The following is a 26,937-nucleotide window of genomic DNA, read 5'->3' on the forward strand; positions in this document are numbered from 1 at the left end:
TAACCAATTACTGAATATAATATTTCATATGTAAATTTTTATATGCCGTTAAAACTTAGCTCTCTGCGTTTTCGCAGATAGAAGTTTTTTAACATCTATTTAATAGGAGGAATTATTTATGAAAAGAAAACTGATCTTATGTTTATCTTTTTTGGCAGGTTTTTTAACTTTAGCTGTCAATAAACCCGCTGCTGCGGCAGAGGAAACATACAAAATCGGAACAGATATCACATTTGCCCCTTTTGAATTTCAAAACGAGCAAAATGAATATGTTGGAATTGATATTGACTTACTTAATGCCATCGCCAAAGATCAAGGATTTAAAATTGAACTAAAACCGCTAGGCTTTGACAGCTCGATTCAAGGCGTTCAGTCCAATCAATTAGACGGTATGATTGCTGGAATGAGTATCACTGACGAACGCAAAAAATCCTTTGATTTTTCAGATCCTTATTATGATAGTGGCATTCAAATGGCCGTTGCCAAAGATGATACCAAAATTAAAAATTACACTGACCTAAAGGGAAAAACGGTTGGTGCAAAAGTCGGAACTGAATCTGCAACGTTCTTAGAAGAAAATAAAGAAAAATACAATTACAGTATCAAATTGTATGATGCAGCTGATGCTTTATACGGTTCACTAAATAACAATACAGTACAAGCGATTTTTGATGACGAACCAGTCTTAGGCTATGCTATTACCCAAGGTCAACCCTTGCAATTAGTTGGGGATAAAGAAAAAGGGAATTCATATGGTTTTGCAGTAAAAAAAGATCAAAATGCAGCGTTGCTAAAAAAATTCAATGCAGGATTAAAAGATTTAAAAGCTAATGGTGATTACGACAAAATCGTGGCAAAGTACGTTGCCAAAAGTGACGCTAATACCGCCAATGTTGAGATGAAAAAAATTGAACCGAAAAAAGAAGAATATGTAATTGCTAGTGATACAGCATTTGCCCCCTTTGAATTTCAAAATACAGATAATAAGTATGAAGGTATTGATGTTGATTTACTAAATAGAGCAGCCGAACTGCAAGGTTTTAAATTAAAGTGGAATCATATTGGTTTTGCTGGTGCCGTCCAAGCTGTTCAAGGTAATCAAGCGGATGCCATGATTGCAGGAATGACCATTACCGACGAACGTAAACAAAGTTTTGATTTTTCTAATCCTTATTTTGAATCAGGAATCCAGTTAGCGATTAAAAAAGGAAATACCGAAATCAAAAGTTATGATGATTTAAAAGGTAAAAAAGTTGGCGCAAAAATTGGAACTGAAAGTGCCGATTTTCTTCAAAAAAACAAAGAAAAATACGGCTATACCATTAAACAATACGATACTGCTGATGGACTTTATGATTCTGTCCGTGGTGGTCAAATCGATGCCATTATGGATGACTATCCTGTAATTGGTTATGCCATTAGCCAAGGACAAAAACTAACTACCCCAATCAAACGTGAAAGTGGTGGTTCATATGGCTTTGCTGTTAAAAAAGGGCAATCTCCTGAACTTTTAGAGATGTTTAACGAAGCTTTAAAAGAAATGAAAAAAACTGGGGAATATGACAAAATTTTAGACAAATACATCGCTGATGGTAATGAACAAAAAAAAGCTACAGTGGATGAATCAACCATTGCTGGTTTGTTGAAAAACAACTGGAAAGTTTTACTTGAAGGTTTGTGGAAAACAATTTCACTTGCTTTAATTTCCTTTGTTTTGGCGCTGATAATTGGGGTTATTTTTGGCCTCTTTAGTGTGGCACCGGTAAAAGGATTACGTATTTTTGCTTCGATCTACGTTGATATTATCCGAGGAATACCAATGATGGTACTTGCTTTCTTTATCTTCTTTGGATTATCTGACGCAATTGGTTTTACCATTCCAGACTATACTGCTGGAGTTATCACATTAACTCTAAACGCAAGTGCCTATATTGCGGAGATTGTCCGCGGGGGTATTAATGCAGTTCCTGTGGGCCAAATGGAAGCTTCCCGTAGTTTGGGCTTAGGTTACACACACACCATGCGAAAAATTATTTTACCACAAGCTATTAAAATTATGATTCCATCTTTTGTTAACCAATTTGTTATTTCATTAAAAGACACAACCATTATTTCTGTTATTGGGGTTGTTGAATTGCTACAAACTGGTAAGATCATCGTGGCCCGTAATATGCAAAGTACTTATGTCTACTTAATCATTGGCGTAATGTATTTAATCGTAATTACAGCCTTAACGCGACTAGCGAAAGTATTAGAAAAGAAGGTGAAATAAAATGGCAGAAAAAATAAAAGTAACCAACTTGGTCAAAAAATATGGTGATAATACCGTTTTAAATGATATGAGCATTACAATTAACGAAGGAGAAGTTGTTTGTGTCATCGGGCCCTCTGGTTCCGGTAAAAGCACATTTTTACGTTGTTTAAATCGGCTGGAAGAACCAACCAGTGGGGATATCGAAATTGACGGTACTCACTTAATGGCAAAAGAAACTAACATTAATAAAGTTCGCCAACATATCGGGATGGTATTCCAACACTTCAATTTGTTTCCACACCTATCTGTAATGCAAAATATTACTTTGGCTCCTACCGATCTTGGTCGGATGTCAAAAACTGATGCCGAAAAAAAAGCAGTTAGTTTATTGGAAACTGTCGGCTTAGCTGACAAAAAAGATGCGCTACCAGGTAGTTTATCCGGTGGACAAAAACAACGCGTCGCAATTGCCCGTGCTTTAGCAATGAATCCAGACATTATGCTATTTGACGAACCAACCTCTGCGCTTGATCCAGAAATGGTCGGCGATGTTTTAAACGTTATGAAAAAATTAGCCAAACAAGGCATGACTATGGTCATTGTTACTCACGAGATGGGGTTTGCAAAAGAAGTTGCCAATCGCGTTTTATTTTGTGACGGTGGCAAATTTTTGGAAGATGGTACACCAGATGAAGTTTTTAATAATCCAACTAACCCTCGAACCAAAGACTTTTTAGATAAAGTTTTAAATGTTTAAACGATAAAAGCAATCATTCATATGAGTAATCCTCAGCTGAATGATTGCTTTTTTTACTTTTGATTTTGATAGATGTGTACAATCTTTTGTCTTTTCATGTAAAAGGTTATTAATGTTCAGTACCACCAACCATTTTAATATCCTCCTTGCTATGAGTAACTACTGCTGCAATTGCTGCTGTTAAACCAATTACCATGTCATTTAAATTCATTGCAGGCTGTTGTGGTTTGCCAACAACCTGTTCGAAAATAAACGGTACATGAATAAAGCCACCTTTCAAACTCGGATATTTTTTATCAATTAAGTATTGAACATAATACATAACGTAGTTACATACATAAGTACCTGCAGTATAAGAAACTTCAGCTGGAATTTTTTCTGCTTGCATGGCAGCTACCATGGCCTTTACCGGTAATTGGGTAAAATACGCTGTTTTCCCATCAGAAAATATTGTTTTGTCTAACGGTTGATATCCCGCATTATCCGCGATACGCGCATCCGCTAGATTAATCGCTACTTTTTCAGGAGTAATTGCAAAACGCCCCCCAGCCTGACCAATATTAATTACGACATCCGGCTGATTTTCTTTAATAGCTTTTTCAATAGTTAGACCAACTTTTTCAAATACTGTCGGAATTTCTAATTTAATAATTTTCGCCTCTAAGATTTCATCTGGCAAACGTCTTACTACTTCTAAAGCGGGATTGATTTTTTCTTTCCCAAAAGGATCAAACCCTGTTATTAAAATCTTCATCTCACTCTCTACTTTCTATGCTAATTTGGTTAACGCTGTGACAATTTTTGCTTCATCTATCTGCTTGTTAAGGTAATTTCCGGCATCTTTAGTTAATAAAATTTTCTTTGCTATATCCTTGATTACAGTTTGAGATAAATGCAAATCAAGTTCTGGTAGTCTAGTTGGTAATTTTAGACTGGTAAATAATTGCTGGTGTCTATTAAACTCTGTTATCCTTTTTTCAACGAGCAACTGCATTAGTAGTCCTACTGCAACGATTTGTCCATGACTTCTCGTAACATTTAATTGATTATCGCCCATTATGACATTATGAAAACTATGCGCCAGGCTTAAACCACCATTTTCAAAACCCAAGCCACTTAATAAAATATTACACTCTACGACATTTTCAAAAGCCTCATTTATTATTCCATCTTTTTGCGCTTGCAGCGCAGGCTTAATATCACGTATTAAAACTTCATGACACGTTTTTGCCAAACTTAAAGCCGCAAGCGTCGGTTTTGCGCCGATAACGCTTAATCCACAATCTTCCCAAACACTTCGCGCTTCAATATACGTTGCAATGCCATCTGCAAAACCAGACACCAGCATTGCTTGCGGTGCGGCAAAAATAACTTTAGTGTCTACTAAAATTATTTCAGGATTTTTATCATAATAATCATAGTGTAAAAAGTTTCCTGCTTCATCATAAATAACAGAAATCCGCGATGTAGCAGCATCAGTAGCAGCTGACGTTGGTAAAACAGCAATTGGTAGACGATTGATATTTGCTACAATTTTGCCCAAATCCATTGCTTTGCCACCACCTAAAGCAATGACAAATTGAAAGTTACCATTCTGAATCGTCGTTTCCATTTTTAATAAAAAATCTGTTTGACTGCTTTTATCAACCAAAACAGCTATACTTTTAATATCCACTCTCTTTAAATTATCAATCAACTTTTCCCCAGCTATATGCATAACAAATGAATCCGTCACGATTAAAGCTTTTTCTCCTAATCGTTTCAAGCGGAAAAGTTCTGTTTCAAAGGCATTGAATCTTTGGATATATGTTTGAGGACTTGCAAAAATACGCATACAACTACTCCTTTTGTCGGTATATTTTAACTATAACCCAAAAAACAAAAAGCTTCACGAACTTCATTTATTTACTATCATTTTAAACAAACGCAATAATCATTACTTTTTTTCTGTTGGTAAGCTTTTTTATGGACCAGTAATAAGAAAAAGAGTTCATCAGAGAAATCTGATGAACTCTTTTTATTTATTTCTTCTTACCACCAAAAGCATCTTTCATTTTATCAAAAAAACCTTCTGATTGTTGCTCCGTCAATTTTGTACCACTAACTTCAGCAAACTGACGCAACGCTTGCTTTTGTTCTTCGTTTAGATTTTTGGGAGTGATTAATTTTACTTTTACATGTTGATCACCATTCCCGCTTCCGCGTAGTTTCGGTGCACCTTTCCCTCGCAAACGGAAATTCGTGCCTGTTTGCGTTCCAGCCGGCACTTTTAATTTCACTTCGCCATGGACTGTCGGCACGTTAATCTCATCTCCTAACGCTGCTTGAACAAAATTAAGCGGTAATTCGTAATAAATCTCAGCACCATCACGATCAAAAATATCGCTTTCTTCTACACGAAAGACAACATATAAATCTCCGTAAGGTCCGCCATTTTCACCGGCTTCTCCTTGATTTTGTAGGCGCATTTGTTGCCCATCTTCAACCCCAGCAGGGACATTTACTTTGACTTCATGCGCTTTCTTTTCATGACCTGATCCGTGACATGTCGGACATGGTTCTTTAATTTCTTTACCAGTTCCATGACATACATCACAAGTCTGGCGGCTCATCATTCGACCTAGTGGTGTTTGACGTTCGACGTTAATCGTACCAGAACCATGACATTTAGAACATGTCACAGGTTGTGTGCCTGGTTTAGCACCATTTCCTCCACAAGTATGACAAACTTCTTCACGATTGTATTTAACTGTTTTTTCCACCCCAAAAATGGCTTCTTCAAACTTTAAATTAACCGCGTATTGTAAATCAGCACCTTGCCTTGGTGCATTCGGATCTGCGGAACGACCACCGCCACCCCCGAAGAAAGATTCGAAGATATCTTCGAATCCACCAAAACTGCCACCGCTGAACCCGCCATAGTTACCGCCACCAAAACCGCCATAACCGCCACCGTAGTTAGGGTCTGTACCTGCATGACCGTATTGATCATAAGCTGCTCGTTTTTGTGGATCACTTAAGATTTCATAAGCTTCAGAAATTTCTTTGAACTTCTCTTCTGCATCAGGTTCTTTATTAATATCAGGATGATACTTTTTGGAAAGCTTGCGATATGCCTTTTTGATTTCGTCATCGGAAGCTCCCTTTTGCAGCCCGAGAACTTCGTAATAATCACGTTTGTCTGCCATAGGCTTTCCCTCCACATACATTTAGTCTCACTTGGGTATTTTAACACATTTTAAAAGGAAGCTAAACTATCTCATAGAAAAAGCCAAAGCTAGGCCTTGGCTTTTTCTAATTCCTACACAGCGAATTAATTCACTTTTACAAAATTATTTATCTTCGCCGTCAACTTCTTCAAAATCAGCATCGACAACGTCATCTGCGCCACCTTGTGCTTCTGATGGATTTTCGTTCGCTTGTTGTTGTGCTGCTTGTTCGTATAATTTAACTGTTAAATTTTGTACGATTTCACTTAAAGCATCACGTTTTGCTTTCATTTCTTCTAAATTATTGGCTTCAACAGCGGCTTTTAACTCATCTCGCGCATCTTCTGCTTTTTTCACTTCGTCCGCGTCAACTTTACCTTCTAATTCTTTCAATGTCTTATCAACAGAGAATAATAAGGCATCTACATCATTGCGCAAGTCAACTTCTTCTTTACGAGCTTTGTCAGCTTCTGCATTCGCTTCTGCATCTTTTACCATGCGTTCGATTTCATCGTCTGATAAACCTGATGAAGATTTGATAGTAATTTTTTGTTCTTTTTGTGTACCCAAGTCTTTTGCTGATACATTTACAATCCCGTTTTTATCAATATCAAAAGTTACTTCGATTTGAGGAATACCGCGAGGGGCAGCCGGAATATCTGTCAATTGGAAACGACCCAATGTTTTGTTATCTGCAGCCATTGGACGTTCACCTTGTAACACATGGATATCAACAGCAGGTTGATTATCTGCCGCAGTTGAAAATACTTGGGATTTACTTGTTGGAATTGTTGTATTGCGGTCGATTAATTTCGTAAAGACCCCACCCATTGTTTCGATACCTAATGATAATGGTGTAACGTCTAATAAAACGACATCTTTCACATCACCTGTAATAACACCACCTTGAATAGCAGCTCCCATTGCAACTACTTCATCAGGGTTAACAGATTTATTTGGTTCTTTCCCTGTTTCTTTGCGAACTGCTTCAACAACCGCGGGAATACGAGTTGAACCACCCACTAAAATTACTTCATCTACTTCTGATTGTGATAAGCCAGCGTCTTTTAAAGCTTGACGAACGGGAACTTTAGTCCGTTCAACTAAGTCAGCTGTTAATTCATCAAATTTTGCCCGTGTTAATGTCATTTCTAAGTGTAATGGACCAGCATCCCCTGCAGTGATAAATGGTAAGCTAATTTGTGTGCTAGTTACACCAGATAAGTCTTTTTTCGCTTTTTCAGCAGCATCTTTCAAGCGTTGCATTGCCATTTTGTCATTGGAAAGGTCGATGCCATTGTCTTTTTTAAATTCTGCTACCATATGATCGATGATTTTATTGTCAAAGTCATCCCCACCTAAATGGTTATCACCAGCAGTTGATAATACATCAAAAACACCATCGCCTAATTCTAAGATTGATACGTCAAAAGTACCACCGCCAAGGTCAAAGACTAAGATTTTTTCGTCACGATCTGTTTTATCTAAACCGTAAGCCAAAGCTGCTGCAGTTGGTTCATTTACGATACGTTCAACTTCAAGCCCCGCAATTTTACCAGCATCTTTTGTTGCTTGACGTTGTGCATCATTAAAGTATGCAGGAACTGTAATAACCGCTTTTTCTACTTTTTCGCCTAAGTAATCTTCAGCAAACCCTTTAATATATTGTAATACCATTGCTGAAATTTCTTGTGGAGTGTATGATTTACCTTCTACTTCTACTTTATATCCAGCTTCACCCATATGGCGTTTAATGGAAGAAACGGTGTTAGGGTTTGTAACTGCTTGGCGTTTTGCTACTTCCCCAACTTGAATTTCGCCATTTTTAAAGGAAACAACAGATGGCGTTGTCCGATTACCTTCTGGATTTGCAATAATTTTTGCTTCGCCGCCTTCTAGAACTGCGACTGCAGAGTTTGTTGTACCTAAGTCAATACCAATAATTTTACTCATAATAAAACGCTCCTTAATAATTTAATCAATTAGAGTTACTCTTAATTTATTGGGCTACAATAACCATACTTGGCCGTAACACACGATCGTGTAGCTTATAGCCTTTTTGTAGTACCTGCACAATTGTATTGGCAGGTGCATCTTCACTTGCTTCAACAGTTTGCACACCTTGATGGAAGTTTGGATCAAAAGTTTCACCTTCAGCGGCAATCTCTTCAATTCCTTCTTCTTTTAAAGCTTGTTGCAAACTAGCTAATGTCATTTCAACGCCTTTTTTCAAATTGATTCCTTGCTCATCTGACACATCTGTCGCCATTGCTCGTTCCAAATTATCAATGGCTGGCAATAGTTTTTTTGCCAAGTCTTGTGAACGATAACGTTGTAAAAGCTCTCTTTCATTACGATTACGATTGGTAATATTTGCAATCTCCGCTCGTGCTCGTAACAATTGATCATCCATTTCATCAATTTTCTCTGTCAGCTCAGCTAATTCATCTGTGACAGATTCTTGTTCCAAATCTTTTTGCTCGGCAGTCTCTGCTACCTCTTGATCTTTCAATTCTTGATCTTTTTCTGACACTGAACTTGCCACCTTTCTACGCAAATTTCTTTTTTTAACTTGTTGCGTCTAGCGAACGATAATATTCCGCCAACTTCTCAGCTAGTTCTCTGGAAAACACATCAAGTAAACCAAACATTTTAGAATACTGCATACTTGCAGGGCCTAATAATGCAATCACACCTTTACCATGACCGGAAATATCATAACTGGCTTGAATTAGGCTCATATTATGAAATAAGTCATTACCCAACTCATCACCGATACGAATATCAATGCTGTCTGTTGGTGGAATCAAAAGCTGAACCAGCTCTTCAGGGTCTTTCATAAAGCGGTAAATTGACTTAAACTGATTCACATCTTGTGAAGGCTCAAAATCAATCATGTTCATACGACCGCCAACAAAAACTTTTTCTTCAAAAACTTGACCCAACATCAAATCAAATAAATCTAAAATACCTTCTGTTGTCTGAAAGTATTTATGCAAGATCATCGGAATCTCAGTACGTAGACGTTGGTAAACCGTTAGTAACGGTTCACCCACTAATTTGTCGTTGATGATCCGTACCATCTTTTCCAAGTCAGCTCCACTGACACTTTGCGGCAGAGCAAAAACTTGACTTTCAACATTGCCTTGATCCGTTACAATAATCGCAATTACTTGACGTGTATTTAACGGGACAATTCGAAAACCGGTCAAACGTCTATCCTTCATATCAGGACCTAGGGATAATGCTGTGTAGCTCGTTAAATTGGATAAAATCTCGGCAGATTGTTGAATAATATCATTAATCTCATGAAATTCCTTTCCAAAAGAACGCTTAATTGCTTGCATATCCGTTTTTGCTACTCGAGCAGGTTTCAATAGATGGTCAACGTAATAACGGTACCCTATCATAGAAGGAATACGCCCAGAAGAAGAATGTGTCTTTTGTAAAAGACCTGCTTCTTCTAAAGCCTTCATATCATTACGGATTGTTGCCGAGCTGGCATTAATCCCTGCTGCCATTAAAGACTTGGAACCTACCGGCAAACCGGTCTTAGTATAATGCTGGATAATGAGACGCAGAATATCTTGTTGTCTTTTTGTCAACATATTCATCACCTCGTATTTAGCACTCCATCTATCTAAGTGCTAACACCTATTAATATACCACAAGAAAGTTTAATGTCAAGAATTAAGCCATAAAAAATTAGCACTCTATTGCATAGAGTGCTAACGTAATTACTTAATCATATCAAGGCTTACACCTATTTAAAAAATTAATCTAACAAAAACTTCTCAAAAATTTCATTTCCAATCAATAACCCTTTTTGAGTAAGTCTAACAGTATCCTTTGTTTCAATCAGCCAATCTTTTTTTACTAAATTAGTCAACACATTCCCATAAATAGTTGTCATATCAACACCAAATTTTTCCATAAAATGTGCTTTTGAAATCCCTGCTTTTTTACGCAATCCCAAGAACATTTCTTCTTCAATTTGATTATGGCGGCTTAACTCTTCTGTTTCATAAATAGGTAATTGATTTTGTCGTAATGGTTTTAAGTAATGCTGAATTGGGCCAAAATTTTTGTAGCGAGTTTTCCCAAGATAACCACTTGCTCCAGCACCAAAACCAAAGTAGTGCTCATTGTTCCAATAAACTAAATTATGTTGGGATTCAAAACCGGGTTTGGCAAAATTACTAATTTCATATTGGAATTTCCCTGTGTTGTACATAGCTGACATAGTCTCTTCAAACATTTGACCTTCAATTTCTTGATCAGGCATTTCTAGTCGTCCTTGTCTAACCCAGTTCATAAACATCGTCTTATTTTCTAAAATTAAAGAATACAAAGAGTAATGAGGTAAATCTAATTCAATAGCTCGCCGTAATGTATCACGGAAACTTGTTAATGTTTGACCCGGAAGCGCATAAATTAAGTCAATTGAGACATTTTGAAAGTCCGCTTTTTCTAAAAAGGCCATTGTATTGTAAACATCTTTGACTGTATGTTTGCGCCCTATTTTTTTTAGTAAAACATCGTCAAAGGTCTGCACGCCCATTGAAAGACGGTTTACACCATAATCTTTCATCACTTTCAATTTATCTATAGTCAAATCTCCCGGATTAGCCTCTACCGTAAATTCCGTAACAGTCTCCATTGGGAAAAGCGCATTAATTCCTCCTAAAAGCGTCTCTAGTTGCGTAGCTGAAAGTGAAGTTGGTGTTCCACCCCCAACATATAAAGTTGGACTTTTTTCTATTGGATTTTTTTCTAGGGTTAGTTTCATTTCTTTTAAAAGACATGAAATATATTCGTCGACTGGCTGTCTTTCTAAAAAAACTTTATTAAAGTCGCAGTAGTAACAGATGTGTTCACAAAACGGGATGTGGATATAAGCTGAAATCGCCATATCTCTTTGTTCTTTTATTTGTTGCATGCCTTAGTTCCTCTCAATTAACATTGCTTTTTTCATAATCGTTTCATTTTCTTGTCTATCTTACCATAAGTAAATTTCTTCGTGGAAAAATGGTGCTTTTTTAAACAACTCTTTTAAAGATGTATCGCTATTTTTAAAATTAACTGACAAACTAAATTGATGCCCTAATAATCGGGAATTATAAAAAAGGCTGAAATTAATTTCAACCTTTTTACTTCCTATCATTTTGTTTATTACGCGTTCATTTTTTGTACGTAACGATTTCGGGGGTGATTACGACAATCTTGACTGCAAGCACCAAAATATTTTCTCTCGTTTTCGATAGAAGCCAAAATGCGGCGATTACATTCTGGATTGCTGCAATTAATGTAACGCTCACAAGGAGTCCCGTCAAACCAATCACGACCTACTACTCTTTTGTCTACTTGATTAATTTCTACACTAATTCGTTCATCAAAGACATACATTTTACCATCCCATAGCTCTCCACGAATTTCAGGATCTTTGCCATATGTTGCAATTCCACCATGTAATTGCCCCACATCTTTAAATCCTTCTTTTACTAACCAACCGGAAAATTTTTCACAGCGAATTCCACCAGTACAGTAAGTAACAACTCGCTTTTCTAAAAATTCTTCTTTGTGTTCTTTAATCCACTGTGGTAATTCCCGAAAATTTTGAATGTCCGGCCGCAAGGCTCCACGAAAATGACCCAAATCATACTCATAATCATTACGTGCATCAATTACAACTGTATCTTCATCCAACAACGCTTCTTTAAATTCTTTTGGTAAAAGATACTTACCAGTAACTTCATTAGGACTAAAATCCTCAGATAACTGTAACGATACAATTTCTCGACGAGAGCGGACAAACATTTTCTTGAAGGCATGTTCATCTGTCTCATCACTTTTAAAAATAATATCTTTAAAACGTGGATCTGATTTTAACACTTCTTTATAAACAGCAGTTGCTGCTTTTAGTCCTGAAACAGTCCCGTTAATGCCTTCTTCTGCCACTAAAATTCGCCCTTTTAGTCCCAATTCTTTGCAAAATGCTAGATGTTCTTGTGCAAAGATTTCCGGATTCTCGATTGTTGTGTATTTATAGTAAAGTAACACTTCATAATTCATACCTATTCCCCTTTCATGTGTAAGTATAACTAATCAAAAACTTAGAAGAAATTTCTCTGCTTGTGGCAAGCATCTCAAAATGAACCTTTTTCCAATAAAAAAATTTCATCACTTTTCAATTTTGCCTTTAATAAACAGTTTTTGCTGTATTTGTTTTTCAACCTAAAAAAGGAAATCCTTCACAAATATAAAAAAGTTATACATGCGTAAATTTAATAGTTTTAAAATCTGTTATTTCATTATTAGGTAAAAACACTATCATTTTTTCATAGTTACTATAGTTTCTTCTCGACAATAATTACGTCATTTCCGCTAAAATAATTAGCAATAAAACAAAAAACCTTGCAATAAAGATTGCAAGGTAAATAGCGTTTAATATTCCATTAAGGTAATCATATCATAGTCTTTAATTTTGTCGCGACCATGTAAGTCCATTAGTTCGATTAAAAAAGCACAGCCTACAACTACACCGCCTAATTCTTCAACTAATTCTGTAGTAGCTTTAATCGTCCCACCAGTTGCCAGTAAATCATCACAAATTAAAACACGTTGACCAGGCTTAATCGCATCTTCATGTAATGTCAATGTATCTGTACCGTATTCCAAATCATAAGTAACTTCAATAGTTTTTCGTGGTAGCTTTCCTTTTTTACGAACCGGAGCAAAACCAACCCCTAATTCATAAGCAACTGGACAACCGACGATAAAACCGCGTGCTTCTGGTCCAACAACCATATCAATTCTTTTTTCTTTAGCATAATCTACGATTTGCTTTGTCGCTTCACGGTAAGCCATACCATCAGCCATTAAAGGTGAGATGTCGCGAAAAATAATACCTTCTGAAGGGTAATCGGGAATACTTGCAATGTAATCTTTTAAATCCATGTTTTTTCCTCCTAGTTTTCAAACCAAGTTTTTAAAGTTGCCATATCACTTAGCAATAAAAATTCTTCTGTTTTAATTTTTTGTTGTCTACGTTTATATATCTCACTAGTAGTTAGATCTTTTTTTTCACCAACGTCTAATTGACGTAAAAGACCATCGCTTATTGTAACAAATTCTAAATCAAAAAACACCTGAATCATAAAAATTAGCAGTTTTTCTGGTATTTTTAAAAATTGCGCAATATTAGTTAGTTTATAACGAACATCTAAAGTGTCTTGTTGCGCAATTAATTTAAAGAGCCGACTATATTGTTCCCGAGTTCCCAATCCATCTAAATAGGCATCATCACTGGCAGTTAAAATTAAATATAACTGACGAAAATCAGCTAATGATATAATTTCTTTTAATAAGGTTGCCTCATTAGGACAATCTAAAAAAGCCACACTAGAATAGTTTTTTTCTTGCACTAATAGATTTAAATTTGGTAGATCTTTGAAATGATGCACATTTGTTACAATTTGATCACTTATCTCTGAAGGTATTTTATTGCCAAAGTAAATACAAAGTGTATCAGTTGAAAAATGAAGTTGTTGCCATTTTTTCTTTGCCCTTAAGTCGATTACTTGTAATCCCACAGCAGTAAAATCTACTAATTGCAATTGAGGAGACTGCCGCCCATTCCATTCATTAATTTGCAACTGACCAACAACAGAAAGTTCATTATTTTCCATTGCAGCTAATTGATTCCCAAAGCCAAAACCGATCGTAGTCAATGGTGTTTGTTCACTACCAATGATGTTGAACTTCAGATGGGTATTATTAGCTCCGATTGTTTTTAAGTCAATTGCATGGACGCCTTGTAACATAAAGTACGGTTGTGGATTATCCATACCAAAAGGTGCCAATTTTTTCAATTCTTTAACGAGGGCAATAGTTGCATCGGCAACATTTATCATACTATCAATTACTAGTGTGTTGCCAGTTAGTAAATCTTTATGTTCCTGAGCAAAGTCAGCAACCTTGTCTTTGAATTCTTCTAATGACGTAAGCGGAACACTAACCCCGACCGCAGCATGATGCCCCCCAAAACTTGTAAATAATTCGCGCATGCCATCTAACATGGCAAACATATTTAAAGATTCCACACTACGACCAGAACCTTTGGCGATTCCATCTTCTTTAATGGTTAAAACAAGCGCAGGTTTTCCAGTTTCTTTTAAAATCCTTCCTGCAACAATTCCTAACACACCTTCATGCCAACCAGATTTGGCAACGATATGAATTGCATCTTGCGGATTAATTAATGCCAGTGCTTCTTTGGTAATTTCTTCCACTAGCAATTTGCGTTTTTGATTAATTTCATCTAATTTTTTTGCTAGAGATTCCGCTTGGACCGCATCAAACGTTTTTAACAAAGTTACCGCTTCATTCGGATCGGATAAACGACCAATCGCGTTTAAGCGAGGTGCCAAAGCAAAACCGATACTTTGCTCATCTAGTTTATTTTCTTCAATACCGCTGATTTTTAGTAGCGCTTGTAAACCCAATCTTTCTGTTTGTTGCAAAACTTTTAGACCATACGTTACTAAAACCCGATTCTCGTCAGTCAACGAAACCATATCTGCAACTGTTCCAATAGCAACTAAATCCAAAAATTCAGCTGGTACCTCTTCTAATAAAGCGCAAGCTACTTTAAATGCCACCCCAACACCTGCCAATTCACCGAATGGATAATTTCCAGCTGGGTGTCGCGGGTGAATAATCTCAAAAGCTGCCGGCAATTCTCGTGGTAATTCGTGATGGTCAGTCACAATAACATCTACCCCTTGTGAATTAGCATAGCTAATTGCCTCGTGGCCTGAAACTCCATTATCGACCGTAATAATTAACTGAATTCCCGCAGCAATTTTTTCTTGGTAAACTTTCAAATTAGGGCCATAGCCATCTTTAAAACGATTCGGTAAATAAAAGGAAACATCAGCTCCTAGAAGCTCTAATGTCTCTGTCATAATTGTCGTACTTGTTATGCCGTCAGCGTCATAATCCCCATAAACCAAAATTCGCTCACCATTCATGACAGCTGCCTGGACGCGATCAACAACCTTGTCCATTCCAAACAATTCAAATGGGTCATGCAACTGATTAAGTTGAGGTTGTAAGAAGGCCATCAACTGATCTTCGGTTTGAATATCACGTTGCCAAATTAGTTTTGCCAAAGTTGTATTTAAATTATATTTCTCACAAATCTGAATAAATTCTTTTGGCACTTCCTTGGCTTCTGGAAGTTGCCAATTATACATAGAGCTACTCAAAAAATCACTCCCAACCAGATTATTATAGCAAAGAGAATACAGGTTGGAAAGTTTTCCGCCATGATGAATGAATTTTATTTAAAGCAAAAATAACGACATATGCGTAAACCAATCAAACAAAAAGAGTTAACCACCAAATTGATGGTTAACTCTTTTTGTCATTTTTGATTAAATAGCCCACCGGCTAGCCAGTCGCCAACATGTGGGAATAGCGTATAAAGCTGACTCGCTACTTGCATAAGGTGGGGGCGATTGATTTCCCTTTTATGCTTTTTGACACCTCTAATAATAGCTTGAGCTAATTTATCTGGTTCTAAGACGAAATTACCTAGATTTTCTAAATAATTGCCGCTAGGGTCAGCTTGTTCAAAGAAATGGGTTGCTACTGGTCCTGGATTAACCGTCATAACGTGAATGTTTGCTGGTTTTAACTCTAAACGCAAAGCATTAGAAAAGCCTAACACAGCAAATTTCGTAGCTGAATAAATAGCTGTTTTAGGTGTGGCCATTTTCCCAGCCATTGAAGCAATGTTAACGATACTTCCTGAACTGTTAGATTCTAACATCATTAATGCAACCTTTTGTGTTAAAACCATCATGCCCAAAACATTCACTTCAAACATTTGATAGGCTTTTGCCATATCAAAAGAAACAAAATCATCGAAAATTCCAAAGCCAGCATTGTTAATTAAGACGTCAATGCGACCAATTTCTGTTTGTACCTTATTTAACATTGCTTCAACACTTTCAGGTTGTGCAACATCCAACTGAAAGGCAAAAGCATCTTTCCCACTCAAACGTTCACATTGTTCTTTTACTTTACCTATTAAATTAATCCGGCGAGCACAAACAACTACGATTGCCCCATTTTTTGCCGCTTCGTAACAAAGTTGTTCGCCCAAACCACCAGAACCACCTGTAACTAAAACTACTTTATCTTGCAAATCCATCATGATCATTCCTTTATTTCATTTTGAAAGGGAATTTCAACAATATCAAAATCTTTGGCAATTTTTGTATTCGTAAAAATTTCTTGCGCTTCCTTTTCCAAATTAAGAGCATCTTGTGCTAAATAACGCGCACTAATATGCGTTAAGATTAATCGTTTAACTTGCGCTTTTTTGGCAACTTCTGCCGCTTGATGGGTAGTAGAATGAAAATAATTTCGAGCCATTATTGCTTCGTTTTTATTGAAGGTACTTTCATGAACCAAAACGTCTGCATATTCAGCTAAAGTAACTGAAGCACTACTTATTCGTGTATCCCCTAAAATTGTCACAATTCGTCCTGTTTTGGCAGCACCTACAAAATCCTTGCCCCTTATCATACGCCCATCTGCAAGTGTTACTGTTTCACCTCTTTTTAGTTGTCCAAAAATTGGCCCAGGTTTTATGTTCAAAGCTGCTAATTTATCTACCTGTAATTGTCCATCGTGATCATGCTCTTCTACCCGATAACCATAGCTATCAATTCCGTGATCTAATAAATCACAAATAACAGTAAACTGATTATCTCGAAAAACAACACCCGGCTTAACTTCGATAAATTTAAGCTTGTACGCCAAACGAGTTTGAGAAATTTTTAGAGCGTTCAACACAAATTGCTTAATACCTGTTGGTCCGTATATTTCAAGCACGTCGTCTCCTCCTTGAAAAGAACGACTACTAATCAAACCCGGTAATCCAAAAATATGATCGCCGTGTAAATGAGTAATAAAAATTTTTTCAATTTTGCGAGGACGAATATTAGTCCGCAAAATCTGCATCTGCGTTCCTTCCCCACAATCAAATAGCCAAACAGCATTGCGTTCATCTAATAATTTCAACGCGATACTCGTCACATTTCGATGTTTTGCCGGCACACCAGCACCAGTTCCTAAAAACTCTAATTCCATTATTCAACCTGGCTTTCTAAAAATTTAACCATGAGAGGTTCTTTAGTAGTATACCACGCTTCAAAGCCAAAATTTAAGATTGTTCTATTCTTTTTCTTCTGAGTTTTCTTCAGAATGGCTTTTTTTCCAACTATCTTTGGCTTTCTCGCTAGTTTCTTTTGTTACTTGTTGTGCTTTTTGGATTTCAGCTTGCACTTCTTCAAAATCAAAACGCGTAATTTCGCCATGCAATTGTTCAAATACAATTTTATTCAAAGGTCGATTGTCATCTTCTTCTGCAATTATAATTAATCCGGTCTGTCCTGGTGCAATTTTATTAAGTAAAAATTTGAATATGTCTTGTGCTTCACTGATTTCTTTTGCATCCCGTGTAGCACCTATCATGCTACCTCCAAACCAACCTAGTAAAATTGCCAAAGGACTAATGAGCACACCGACTAACATCCCAATGAAACCGCCCTTAGAGGCATTATCATTACCAGTAAAATCCATAAAATCTTCAATTTTAAATTGGTGACTACCATCATCTTGATGTGTAACCACTGCCATTTGCTCACCTTTTAATTCTCGTTTTAACACTAATTGTTTCACTTCTGAAAAAGCCTGGTAACTTTCAGATGAAACCTCGAAATTCATTACAATAACACGTTTACTCATTTTTTTCCTCCTTACAATAGCTCACTGCTATTACAAATTTCTTTCTTTAATTGAGTGTACCAGTTAAATCAAGGAAAGAAAAAAGAAAAGCAATCCAAAATGAAATATATCTAAATGATTGCCTTAAGGGCCGTTTTAGATTATTTCAAATTGTTTTGCTTTTCTACCATCAACTATTCAACAAATTCAAATTCAAAATTACCAATGCGGACGATGTCGCCATCTTTTGCTCCTCGCGCTCGCAGTGCTTCATCAACACCAAGTCCACGTAATTGACGCGCAAAACGCATTACCGTTTCATCATGAGCAAAATTTGTCATTTGGAACAACTTCTCAATCTTGTCACCACTTAACACCCATGTTGCATCTGGTTCCCGCGTAATTTCAAATTCTGGGGTATCTGATTGATAACCATAATGTACCACATCTTCTTCCATTTCTTCGTCATATAAAGGAAATTCTGGTGTTGTTTCCAACAAGTCAGCAGTCGCATTCAATAATGCCTGTAAGCCATTTTTAGACACAGCAGAAATTGGAAAAATTGGGATATCATTTGCAAATTCATCTGTTTTCAGCAGTTGTAATTTTTCTTTAAATTGTTTTAAATTTTCTGCTGATTCTGGCATATCCATTTTATTTGCTACAATGATTTGTGGACGCTCCAATAAACGCAAATTATGACTTTCCAACTCTTTATTAATTGCCAGATAGTCATCATAAGGATCTCGTCCTTCCATACCACTCATGTCAATCACGTGTAAAATAACACGTGTGCGTTCAATATGGCGCAAAAATTGTGTGCCTAAACCGACTCCTTGCGAGGCTCCTTCAATTAAACCAGGCAAATCAGCCACAGCAAAACTTCTACCATCACTTGTTGTCACCATTCCTAAATTGGGAACAAGCGTAGTAAAGTGATACGCACCAATCTTAGGACGAGCCGAAGAAATTACAGAAAGTAACGTTGATTTTCCGACAGAAGGAAATCCTACTAAACCCACATCTGCTAAAACTTTTAATTCCAATTCAATTTTACGTTCTTGCCCAGGTTCGCCATTTTCGGCAAGCTCGGGTGCTGGATTACGGGGTGAGGCAAAACGAGTATTTCCGCGTCCACCACGTCCACCATGGGCTACTACGAGTGTTTGACCTTCTGTGACTAAGTCTCCTAAAAGTACACCTGTCTCAGCATCACGAACGGTTGTGCCTGGTGGAACTTTCACATAAGTATCTTCTGCACCTCGACCGTGCATCCCTTTACTCATACCATTTTCACCTGGAGTGGCTTTAAAATGACGATTAAAACGAAAATCCATCAAGGTGCGCAAACCTTCATTAACAACTAAAATAACGTCACCACCACGACCACCGTCACCACCGGCTGGTCCACCATCTGGTACATACTTTTCTCGACGAAAAGCAACCATTCCGTCGCCACCTTTACCAGCTTTGACATCAATTGTTACTTGATCTAAAAACATGGACATTTTTTGTCCTCCATTCTATTCCCATAAATTAAGTCTTCATTATTGTAACGACCTTATGCTCATTTGTCTATAATTTTAAAATTATAGCATTTTATTCGTACTGACTTAAAAAGCTCTTAATTTTTTCTTGATAACGTTTTGAGTCTTTATTAAAACTTTGTGCATGCGCCGCACCTTCTACTACCCATTTTTCTTTTGGTCCATTTGTTGCATTATAAACCTTATCCAACATGTTAAAAGGTACGAAATTATCAGCAGAACCGTGGATAAATAACATTGGTGTTTCATTTTTTGCAAGTTGCTTTGTTACGTCTCCTTCAGTAAAGAAAAAACCAGCCCGCAATCGTGTTACTAAATTGGTAACAGGAATGATTGGAAATGTTGGCAGATCAAACAGTTGATGATATTGGTAAATCAATTCATCCTGAATACTGGAATAGCCACAATCTTCTATAATAGCTTTAACATTAGATGGTAATTTTTCACCAGAAGTCATCATCACCGTTGCTGCCCCCATACTAACACCATGTAAAATAATAGTTTCTTTAGAACTGGATTTCGTTAAAACCGTATTAATCCATTTGAGATAGTCTTTGCGCTCGGGCCAGCCAAAACCAATATAGTCCCCTTGACTTTTTCCGTGTCCTCTTGCATCTGGTACTAACACGTTATAGCCAAGTCTGTGATACATATCGGCGAACTGATACATAGATTCTGCATCTCCCATATAACCATGAGCAATAATTGCTGTTTTGTTATTATCTCGATCTGCTGGCAAATAGATACCTCGCAATTTTAATCCCTCAGCGCTTGTTATATACCAATTTTTTCTCGTACTACCATTAAACCACGTTAAAGCGGCATCGGTGGGTTTCTTATCAGCAGCAGCCTCTGCCTCGTTATCATTGGCTAAAAAGTCTTTTTCAGACGGTACAAAAGCATAATTATAGAAATAATTCCCCGCAAATGTTAGTCCACCTGTTATTACTATTAACACAATACCAATGGTAATCCATACTTTTTTCATTTCTTTTCCTCACTTACAGATTAATCACAAACAGTGTTTTTTGGTTGGTGGTGGTAAGCAAAGGCTTCTTTAATATCTTCTTTTGAAGTTCGTGCCAGAGATAATTTTAATTTTTTCGATTCTGTTTGATCAAAAAAATCAGCATCTCGAGTTTCTACACCAGGCGTAACGGTTGTATCCAAAGCTTCACAATAGACGAAAAGTTTATAGACATAGGTCAAACTTTCTGGATAATCATGTTTGGTCTTATCTTTAACAGCTATTAACTGCAAGGGCTTAACAGAAATCCCCGCTTCTTCTAGCGTTTCTTTTGCAGCAACTTCAAAAGGCGAATAGCCAATATCTCCCCAGCCTCCTGGAAGTGTCCAACTATTATCACTTTTTTCCTTTACTAATAAAAGTTTATCCTCCACAAAAACAACGCTACGAACGTCTACTTTAGGAGTAGCATAACCATCATCTGTATAAAGATATTGTTGAATCTGTTCGTCATCCCAATTTGTCAATAAATTCATTAACTTACTTGTTACTATTAACAATTGCTCATAGCGTTCTTGGTCAAAGACATCACGCCCATACTTTTTTCCCGATTGACCTATTCCTTGTAATTCATTTAATAAAAGTGCCAGTTGCTTTTTCATCCTCACACCTCCAACTTCATTATTATACAAAAAAACTTTAACTATAGGGCACCACGGAAAAAGAATTATGAAAATATTGAAAAATGATGCTACTTTGGTAAAGATTAACTAAAAAAACCCAGTTTGCATCATCGCCAGACAAAAAAATAAAACTTACCTTTTGTTTAGCTAAAAATCGATGCAACCGGGTATTAAGTATACTTATTATTTATTTTCAATTAATTTAAAACTTGACCAAGGTTTTAAGAAATTCAATAAAAATAGTTCATCAGCGCTGATACGTCCTACGACATTTACGCGCCCATCATTTTTCATCTCTTTTAAGGCAATTTGTGTCTCACCTTTATATTGGCCATAGCCCACATTATCAATTAATACATCCCCACGTGACATATCTAAGGTATTATGAGCTGGAAATGGTTTATCTTTGTAATAAACACGTGTCATTGTTGAGCGTAAAATATATTCTGAACGATCACCACGATAACTATGCAAATTGTCAAACAAACAAATCCGTTCATCTTCTGTAATATCCTGGGCAGGATCAACTTTCAAACTAGGATATTCGGCAAAGAAAGCTTCTGACATTGCTTTTAATTCTGCTTCAGATGCGTAAGCATTCCCCACTGAAATATCATCAATTAAACCAGTTAACATGAAATGTTTGACTTGCGTAGCAATTTCTAAATTACGATGATCTTCTAATGTGCATAGACCATCTTGTGTTGGCCAAGGACCAAAAGTCGCAGCATGGGAGTTGACAAAAGCCATTGTATTTAGATTATATTTACGGAATTTTTCAGAACAAAAGACAAAGTGATCATAGCTCAAACCAGAGTAGCGATGTGGATAAAAGTTATGCGAACCTAACAAGTTATTAGTATTAGGCGAGTAGCTCATAATATTATCGACATAATTTGTTCCTTGGCTCATATTAATTTCAATTTTGATTCCATAGGGATTACGCGTCATTTTCGCTTCTTCTGCTCCAGTAAAGCCAAGGTCTAAACGAACCCCATATGCACCCATCTCATCGAAAAAAGAAAGATCATCATAAGAAATACCCAATTGCTCAAAAAGACCAGGATTAATATCGACCATAACTTCCATTTTCAAACTATTGGCATAATCTACGACTTTTTTAAAGCCGGTCAAAACTTTTTCTTTATCACCATCAATTTCCAAAAGGCTGGTGAAGACGCGTTTAAAACCGTATTTATGTGCCAAATCTAAATATGCTTTATCCTTTTCAAATGTTGAACGTTCCGGATAAACTGAGATTCCTAATTTTCCCATTACCAATTTCCTCCTTGAGGTTTACAATTTTGAATGCTCTTACATTATAACAAAAGCGCTTTAATTGGTCTACACCTTTGTATTTATCTTTTTATTTTGAGCGTTACTCACGACTGGTCAAACATTTTTTTATTTGTTATCCTTTAACTATCATAGATAAAAGGAGCTACACACATGATTAAAAAACATATTTTTGGGACGGCAGTGTTATTTTCAACACTTTTTGTCATCGCAGGATGCAATTCAAATAACCATACTGCATCTTCTAGTTCCTCTTTAGCAACAACTACTGAAACTTCAGAAAAAATTGACGTCAATAAATTGGATTTACCTCAACTAGATCCTGCAGTAAAAGACAATGAAGACTTAGTTGAATTGCAAACAGATAAAGGAAATATCAAAATCAAATTATTTCCAGAAATTGCACCAAAAGCTGTCGAAAATTTCATAACACACGCTAAAAAAGGTTATTATAATGGTTTAACTTTCCATCGCGTGATTAATGATTTCATGATTCAAGGTGGCGACCCTAAAGGTGACGGTACTGGTGGCGAAAGTATTTGGGGTGAAGGTTTTGGTGCAGAACCTTCCAACCAGCTTTATCATATTCGCGGAGCACTAGCTATGGCACAATCTCAACAACCTAATAGTATTGGCAGTCAATTTTATATCGTTCAAAATAAAGATGATATGAGTGATGGTCTTTTAAAAGAATGGATTCCTAACAAAATTATTGAAGCGTATAAAAAAGGAGGATATCCTTCTTTGGATGGCAGCTATACAGTTTTTGGTCAAGTTACAGAGGGTATGGATGTAGTTGATAAAATTGCGGCTGTAAAAACTGACGGTAATGATAAACCAGAAACACCTGTAAAAATCAAAACGATTAAAGTTTTGCAAGAAGCTAAAACAAAATAAAAAAGTCCTACAAAGAAAATGCCTGCATCTCTCTTTGTAGGATTTTTTTATGAAATTTTAGTATTTATTTAGTTTGCTCCTACAATAAATGTGAAAATACAATCGGCGACTTTTCTATCTGCTATCGTTGCCACAGCATTAGCAGTCCCAACATTGCCCTTCATCTTTGTGATTGTAAATCGTAAAGTCAAAGTATTTCCCGGACGAACTAGCTCATAAAAATGAGCTGCCTTAATGCCACCAATATAAGCTGTCTGTCCTAGGAATTCTGGTGACTTTAAAATTAATATTGAACCGGCTTGTGCCAAAGTTTCTAGAACTAAAGTTCCCGGCATATGAGGGTTATCCGGCTGGCTCTGACAAAAATCTTCATTGTAAGTAAGCTGCTTTTCTGCAACGATTTCTTTTCCTGCTAAAAGCGAAGTAACTTTATCAATATATAAAATGGGGAAGCGATTTGGAATCAATTCCTTAACCTCGGTAACTGTTAATGTTTGGTTCATAAGAACCCTCCTTGTTTTTTTCTTGTTTGTAAAATAGTATAAAACAATCTATTTTGATTATCAAAGTATCATATCTCTTTATTTGATGCAAATTTATAAACCTAGCTAAAAAAATAGTTTGACAATCAAACAATTTTATCTAATAATAAGAAATCATATGGAACAAATAATGGAATTATTTATTTTGATTATTCAAGGAGTGTACACATGAGTTTATTAGCTGGAAAAAAAGTTGTCGTTATGGGCGTTGCCAATAAGCGTTCTATCGCCTGGGGCTGCGCCAAAGCATTACAAGAGCAAGGCGCAGAAGTTATTTATACTTATCAAAACGACCGCATGGCCAAACAATTAGAAAAACTTGTTGGAACTGAAGCATTTAAAGTTCAATGTGATGTTGCCAGTGATGAAAGTATTGCAGCATGTTTTGCAAACATTGGTGCTTACGCCGGTGAAATTCACGGCGTTGTGCACGCTGTTGCTTACGCGAATAAAGAAGATCTGTCTGGTAGTGTTGTTGATATTGCGCGAGAGGGTTATGCACTAGCTCAAGATATTAGTTCTTATTCACTGATCGCAGTAACACGCTACGCGAAAAATATTTTAGCTAAAAATAGCGGTATCGTAACTATGAGCTACCTAGGCTCACAACGGGCTGTGCCAAATTACAATATGATGGGCATTGCAAAAGCAGCGCTAGAGGCCTCAGTCCGGTATCTAGCGGCTGAATTATCACCAGAAGGTATTCGAGTAAACGGTATTTCTGCTGGCGCGATCAAAACTTTAGCTGTAACAGGCGTTAAAGATTATCAAAAACTAATCCAATTATCTGAAGAAAGAACGCCAGATAACGTTGGCGTAACAATCGAAGAAGTCGGAAATACCTGTGCTTTCCTAATTAGTCCAGCATCTAGCGGTATTATCGGGGAAATTATTTTTGTCGATAAAGGAGTCCATTTGTCTTAGTTAGCTTTATGAAAGACCATAGTTTTAAAGCAGCCTTAAACTTTGTTTTACCTTGAGCTTAAGGCAAGTTGAAAAACTATGGTCTTTTTTGGCGGACATTTTTTGTAATAAAATTGACTTTATCGAGTTAATAGCGAAAAACTTGTACTCAAAAAAACGAGAGTATAATCTACTGTTACCGTTCGTTTCTCCCCTTTTTTTCGATGTTCTTGTAAAAATCAGCAAATTCCAATATTAAAGAAAACGATTACAGTGCCCTTTACTTTCGCTATGCTAATTTTAATTGGTCAAAAAAATGCTGGAGGAAATTATATGTCGTATCAAGAAATGCTTTTTAGCTTCTTAGGTGGTCTGGGAATTTTTCTATTTGGTATTAAATACATGGGAGATGGTTTACAAAAAGCTGCTGGTGATCGTCTACGCGAAGTGTTGAATAAATTCACTTCGACCCCCTTGCGCGCTGTTTTAGCGGGGATTGTTGTTACGGGCTTAATTCAAAGTAGTTCTGGAACAACAGTCCTAACTGTTGGTCTAGTGAGCGCTGGTTTTATGACATTGCGTCAAGCCATCGGCGTTATTATGGGCGCTAACGTAGGAACAACAGTGACAGCCTTTATCATCGGGTTTAACTTAAGTGCATACGCGTTACCTATCATTGGTATTGGGGCTATTCTTTTGTTTTTTACCAAACGAAAACTATTTCAAAATACGGGGCAAATATTATTTGGTTTTGGCTGCTTATTCTTTGGTCTTAAATTAATGGGAACGAGTATGGAGCCTTTAAAAGATTTACCACAATTTAACGATTTAATGATTAATGTCTCCCACCATCCGGTATTAGGCGTGGGCATTGGAACCCTTTTAACAATGGTTTTGCAGAGTTCTAGCGCCACAATTGGAATTTTACAACAACTCTATGCCCAAAATAGTCTAGCTTTAGGCGCTGCCTTGCCAATTTTATTTGGGGATAACATTGGTACTACAATCACAGCCGTAATTGCAGCGCTGGGTGCAAGCATCGCAGCTAAGCGAACTGCTGGGGCGCATGTAGTCTTTAATTTAGTAGGCGCAATTATCTTTACCATACTACTAGCACCTTTTACGCGGGTAGTTATTACGATGACAAATGTTTTAAAATTAAATCCCAGTATGCAAATAGCCTTTGCTCATGGTTTGTTTAATATTTCTAATTTAGCTATTCAATTTTGGTTTATTCCGCAAATTGAACTGCTCGTGAAAAAAATTATTCCAGGTACCGAAAAATCGCTAGATATTCGTATGGTGGAGTTAAACGAAGACTTTTTATATACTTCCCCAAGTATCGCCTTGCGTCAAGCTTCAAACGAAGTTATTCAAATGGGAAATTATGCACTTGAGGCATTAACTGCTACAAAAAAATTCTATGCTACCCCCACCGAAGATGGAAAAGATGATGTTTTACAATACGAAGATGCTATCAATCAATTTGATGTGGAATTAACTGATTATTTAGCTAAAACTGCTACTGTGGCACTTTCACAAACTGAAAGTCAGGAACAAGCGATGTTACTAGAATTCACCAAAGACTTTGAGCGGATTGGTGACCATTGTAAAAATATTATCAGTTTCATCGAAGAAGCTTGCCATTTAGAGCAAAAACAACGTAACAAAGAAAAACGCAATGGTAATATGTCAAAAAATAGTCGTAGAACCCTACTGTTATATGATGAAGATTTAATTTTATTATTTGATAAGGTTTTAAAAAATATTCGAGATGCGCTCATCGTTTTAGAAACAGATGACCATGATCTTGCGGCAAAGATTCTTTTGCGAGAAAAAGAGGTAAATGAACTAGTTGATTTACTGAGAAAAAAATATTTCCGTCTAATGAGTTCAGGCCACGGCAGGGCAGCTGATAGTGTCTTATTTATTGATATCAGTTCGAATTTAGAACGAAGCAGCGATCGCACCTTGCATATTGCCAAGTATATTTTAGGAAATGTGTACGGTTTTAAAGCGCCAGTTACTTATTTACAACAAACAAATAACCATTAGTTGTCTGTCCCTACAAAAACTTAATACT

The 26,937-nt window shown here is 36.6% G+C and carries 23 protein-coding genes; 5 read left to right on the forward strand and 18 right to left on the reverse strand.

Annotated elements, in window-relative coordinates; genetic code table 11:
• The first annotated feature begins 118 nt into the window (after window positions 1–118).
• Window positions 119–2,272 (forward strand): amino acid ABC transporter substrate-binding protein/permease, encoded by a 2,154-nt coding sequence (locus tag EsVE80_RS06910; protein ID WP_173103064.1) that lies wholly within the window; start codon window positions 119–121, stop codon window positions 2,270–2,272.
• Between the two features lies 1 nt (window position 2,273).
• On the forward strand, window positions 2,274–3,011 hold the full coding sequence (locus EsVE80_RS06915; RefSeq protein WP_173103065.1) for an amino acid ABC transporter ATP-binding protein: 738 nt from the start codon (window positions 2,274–2,276) through the stop codon (window positions 3,009–3,011).
• A 109-nt stretch (window positions 3,012–3,120) separates the two neighbouring features.
• Here the strand turns inward: EsVE80_RS06915 and pcp are convergent, their stop codons facing one another.
• The 17 genes from pcp to EsVE80_RS07000 form a co-directional block, all read right to left on the reverse strand.
• Window positions 3,121–3,765 carry a pyroglutamyl-peptidase I gene (gene pcp / locus EsVE80_RS06920; RefSeq protein WP_173103066.1) on the reverse strand — a complete coding sequence of 215 codons (645 nt, stop codon included), beginning with the start codon at window positions 3,763–3,765 and terminating at the stop codon, window positions 3,121–3,123.
• A gap of 15 nt (window positions 3,766–3,780) precedes the next feature.
• Entirely contained in the window at window positions 3,781–4,845 is a 1,065-nt protein-coding gene (locus EsVE80_RS06925; protein ID WP_173103067.1) for an iron-containing alcohol dehydrogenase, read from the reverse strand.
• A 187-nt stretch (window positions 4,846–5,032) separates the two neighbouring features.
• Entirely contained in the window at window positions 5,033–6,199 is a 1,167-nt protein-coding gene (gene dnaJ / locus EsVE80_RS06930) for a molecular chaperone DnaJ (RefSeq protein WP_173103068.1), read from the reverse strand.
• Window positions 6,200–6,343: 144 nt separating this feature from the next.
• Window positions 6,344–8,173: a molecular chaperone DnaK gene (gene dnaK, locus EsVE80_RS06935; protein WP_173103069.1), complete on the reverse strand. Its 1,830-nt coding sequence runs from the start codon at window positions 8,171–8,173 to the stop codon at window positions 6,344–6,346.
• Window positions 8,174–8,219: 46 nt separating this feature from the next.
• Window positions 8,220–8,753 carry a nucleotide exchange factor GrpE gene (grpE, locus tag EsVE80_RS06940; protein WP_173103070.1) on the reverse strand — a complete coding sequence of 178 codons (534 nt, stop codon included), beginning with the start codon at window positions 8,751–8,753 and terminating at the stop codon, window positions 8,220–8,222.
• Window positions 8,754–8,787: 34 nt separating this feature from the next.
• Window positions 8,788–9,828 carry a heat-inducible transcriptional repressor HrcA gene (hrcA, locus tag EsVE80_RS06945; protein WP_173103071.1) on the reverse strand — a complete coding sequence of 347 codons (1,041 nt, stop codon included), beginning with the start codon at window positions 9,826–9,828 and terminating at the stop codon, window positions 8,788–8,790.
• 167 nt (window positions 9,829–9,995) lie between these two features.
• Entirely contained in the window at window positions 9,996–11,159 is a 1,164-nt protein-coding gene (gene hemW / locus EsVE80_RS06950) for a radical SAM family heme chaperone HemW (protein WP_173103072.1), read from the reverse strand.
• 233 nt (window positions 11,160–11,392) lie between these two features.
• The gene (gene trhO / locus EsVE80_RS06955) at window positions 11,393–12,292 is read right to left on the reverse strand and encodes an oxygen-dependent tRNA uridine(34) hydroxylase TrhO (protein ID WP_173103073.1); all 900 of its coding nucleotides are present in this window, start codon (window positions 12,290–12,292) and stop codon (window positions 11,393–11,395) included.
• Between the two features lie 372 nt (window positions 12,293–12,664).
• Window positions 12,665–13,177 carry an adenine phosphoribosyltransferase gene (locus EsVE80_RS06960; protein ID WP_173103074.1) on the reverse strand — a complete coding sequence of 171 codons (513 nt, stop codon included), beginning with the start codon at window positions 13,175–13,177 and terminating at the stop codon, window positions 12,665–12,667.
• Window positions 13,178–13,188: 11 nt separating this feature from the next.
• Entirely contained in the window at window positions 13,189–15,489 is a 2,301-nt protein-coding gene (recJ, locus tag EsVE80_RS06965; RefSeq protein WP_173103075.1) for a single-stranded-DNA-specific exonuclease RecJ, read from the reverse strand.
• Window positions 15,490–15,647: 158 nt separating this feature from the next.
• Window positions 15,648–16,439: an SDR family NAD(P)-dependent oxidoreductase gene (locus EsVE80_RS06970; protein WP_173104147.1), complete on the reverse strand. Its 792-nt coding sequence runs from the start codon at window positions 16,437–16,439 to the stop codon at window positions 15,648–15,650.
• Between the two features lie 5 nt (window positions 16,440–16,444).
• Window positions 16,445–17,383 (reverse strand): ribonuclease Z, encoded by a 939-nt coding sequence (gene rnz, locus EsVE80_RS06975; RefSeq protein WP_173103076.1) that lies wholly within the window; start codon window positions 17,381–17,383, stop codon window positions 16,445–16,447.
• 84 nt (window positions 17,384–17,467) lie between these two features.
• A complete protein-coding gene (locus tag EsVE80_RS06980; protein WP_173103077.1) occupies window positions 17,468–18,040 on the reverse strand; it encodes a DUF1269 domain-containing protein in 573 nt (190 codons plus the stop codon).
• Between the two features lie 173 nt (window positions 18,041–18,213).
• The gene (gene obgE / locus EsVE80_RS06985) at window positions 18,214–19,527 is read right to left on the reverse strand and encodes a GTPase ObgE (protein ID WP_232061139.1); all 1,314 of its coding nucleotides are present in this window, start codon (window positions 19,525–19,527) and stop codon (window positions 18,214–18,216) included.
• A gap of 91 nt (window positions 19,528–19,618) precedes the next feature.
• Window positions 19,619–20,554 carry an alpha/beta hydrolase gene (locus tag EsVE80_RS06990; protein ID WP_173103078.1) on the reverse strand — a complete coding sequence of 312 codons (936 nt, stop codon included), beginning with the start codon at window positions 20,552–20,554 and terminating at the stop codon, window positions 19,619–19,621.
• Window positions 20,555–20,574: 20 nt separating this feature from the next.
• The gene (locus tag EsVE80_RS06995; protein WP_173103079.1) at window positions 20,575–21,195 is read right to left on the reverse strand and encodes an NUDIX hydrolase N-terminal domain-containing protein; all 621 of its coding nucleotides are present in this window, start codon (window positions 21,193–21,195) and stop codon (window positions 20,575–20,577) included.
• A gap of 204 nt (window positions 21,196–21,399) precedes the next feature.
• Window positions 21,400–22,491: a DUF871 domain-containing protein gene (locus EsVE80_RS07000; protein ID WP_173103080.1), complete on the reverse strand. Its 1,092-nt coding sequence runs from the start codon at window positions 22,489–22,491 to the stop codon at window positions 21,400–21,402.
• Window positions 22,492–22,665: 174 nt separating this feature from the next.
• On the opposite strand from EsVE80_RS07000, the gene EsVE80_RS07005 reads away from it, so the two are divergent.
• Window positions 22,666–23,409, forward strand: coding sequence for a peptidylprolyl isomerase (locus tag EsVE80_RS07005; RefSeq protein WP_173103081.1), 744 nt, complete (start codon window positions 22,666–22,668; stop codon window positions 23,407–23,409).
• 68 nt (window positions 23,410–23,477) lie between these two features.
• On the opposite strand, the gene EsVE80_RS07010 is transcribed toward EsVE80_RS07005, so the two are convergent.
• Entirely contained in the window at window positions 23,478–23,912 is a 435-nt protein-coding gene (locus EsVE80_RS07010; RefSeq protein WP_173103082.1) for a 3-hydroxyacyl-ACP dehydratase FabZ family protein, read from the reverse strand.
• A 207-nt stretch (window positions 23,913–24,119) separates the two neighbouring features.
• Here EsVE80_RS07010 and fabI point away from each other — a divergent pair, with 207 nt between their 5' ends.
• Window positions 24,120–24,875, forward strand: coding sequence for an enoyl-ACP reductase FabI (gene fabI / locus EsVE80_RS07015; protein WP_173103083.1), 756 nt, complete (start codon window positions 24,120–24,122; stop codon window positions 24,873–24,875).
• Window positions 24,876–25,187: 312 nt separating this feature from the next.
• On the forward strand, window positions 25,188–26,909 hold the full coding sequence (locus tag EsVE80_RS07020) for a Na/Pi cotransporter family protein (protein ID WP_173103084.1): 1,722 nt from the start codon (window positions 25,188–25,190) through the stop codon (window positions 26,907–26,909).
• Window positions 26,910–26,937 lie beyond the last annotated feature (28 nt).

The sequence above is a fragment of the Enterococcus saigonensis genome (genome assembly GCF_011397115.1).
Taxonomy (GTDB): domain Bacteria; phylum Bacillota; class Bacilli; order Lactobacillales; family Enterococcaceae; genus Enterococcus_C; species Enterococcus_C saigonensis.

Excerpts from the sequence above, each read along its gene's own strand:
- obgE (WP_232061139.1), bottom strand. The coding sequence starts at position 19,527 with ATGTCCATGTTTTTAGATCAAGTAACAATTGATGTCAAAGCTGGTAAA.
- EsVE80_RS07000 (WP_173103080.1), bottom strand. The coding sequence starts at position 22,491 with ATGGGAAAATTAGGAATCTCAGTTTATCCGGAACGTTCAACATTTGAA.
- hrcA (WP_173103071.1), bottom strand. The coding sequence starts at position 9,828 with ATGTTGACAAAAAGACAACAAGATATTCTGCGTCTCATTATCCAGCAT.
- dnaJ (WP_173103068.1), bottom strand. The coding sequence starts at position 6,199 with ATGGCAGACAAACGTGATTATTACGAAGTTCTCGGGCTGCAAAAGGGA.
- EsVE80_RS07010 (WP_173103082.1), bottom strand. The coding sequence starts at position 23,912 with ATGAACCAAACATTAACAGTTACCGAGGTTAAGGAATTGATTCCAAAT.
- fabI (WP_173103083.1), top strand. The coding sequence starts at position 24,120 with ATGAGTTTATTAGCTGGAAAAAAAGTTGTCGTTATGGGCGTTGCCAAT.
- rnz (WP_173103076.1), bottom strand. The coding sequence starts at position 17,383 with ATGGAATTAGAGTTTTTAGGAACTGGTGCTGGTGTGCCGGCAAAACAT.
- EsVE80_RS07020 (WP_173103084.1), top strand. The coding sequence starts at position 25,188 with ATGTCGTATCAAGAAATGCTTTTTAGCTTCTTAGGTGGTCTGGGAATT.
- EsVE80_RS06925 (WP_173103067.1), bottom strand. The coding sequence starts at position 4,845 with ATGCGTATTTTTGCAAGTCCTCAAACATATATCCAAAGATTCAATGCC.
- EsVE80_RS06980 (WP_173103077.1), bottom strand. The coding sequence starts at position 18,040 with ATGAGTAAACGTGTTATTGTAATGAATTTCGAGGTTTCATCTGAAAGT.
- EsVE80_RS06990 (WP_173103078.1), bottom strand. The coding sequence starts at position 20,554 with ATGAAAAAAGTATGGATTACCATTGGTATTGTGTTAATAGTAATAACA.
- pcp (WP_173103066.1), bottom strand. The coding sequence starts at position 3,765 with ATGAAGATTTTAATAACAGGGTTTGATCCTTTTGGGAAAGAAAAAATC.
- EsVE80_RS06960 (WP_173103074.1), bottom strand. The coding sequence starts at position 13,177 with ATGGATTTAAAAGATTACATTGCAAGTATTCCCGATTACCCTTCAGAA.
- trhO (WP_173103073.1), bottom strand. The coding sequence starts at position 12,292 with ATGAATTATGAAGTGTTACTTTACTATAAATACACAACAATCGAGAAT.
- EsVE80_RS07005 (WP_173103081.1), top strand. The coding sequence starts at position 22,666 with ATGATTAAAAAACATATTTTTGGGACGGCAGTGTTATTTTCAACACTT.
- EsVE80_RS06995 (WP_173103079.1), bottom strand. The coding sequence starts at position 21,195 with ATGAAAAAGCAACTGGCACTTTTATTAAATGAATTACAAGGAATAGGT.
- dnaK (WP_173103069.1), bottom strand. The coding sequence starts at position 8,173 with ATGAGTAAAATTATTGGTATTGACTTAGGTACAACAAACTCTGCAGTC.
- EsVE80_RS06970 (WP_173104147.1), bottom strand. The coding sequence starts at position 16,439 with ATGGATTTGCAAGATAAAGTAGTTTTAGTTACAGGTGGTTCTGGTGGT.
- hemW (WP_173103072.1), bottom strand. The coding sequence starts at position 11,159 with ATGCAACAAATAAAAGAACAAAGAGATATGGCGATTTCAGCTTATATC.
- EsVE80_RS06915 (WP_173103065.1), top strand. The coding sequence starts at position 2,274 with ATGGCAGAAAAAATAAAAGTAACCAACTTGGTCAAAAAATATGGTGAT.
- EsVE80_RS06910 (WP_173103064.1), top strand. The coding sequence starts at position 119 with ATGAAAAGAAAACTGATCTTATGTTTATCTTTTTTGGCAGGTTTTTTA.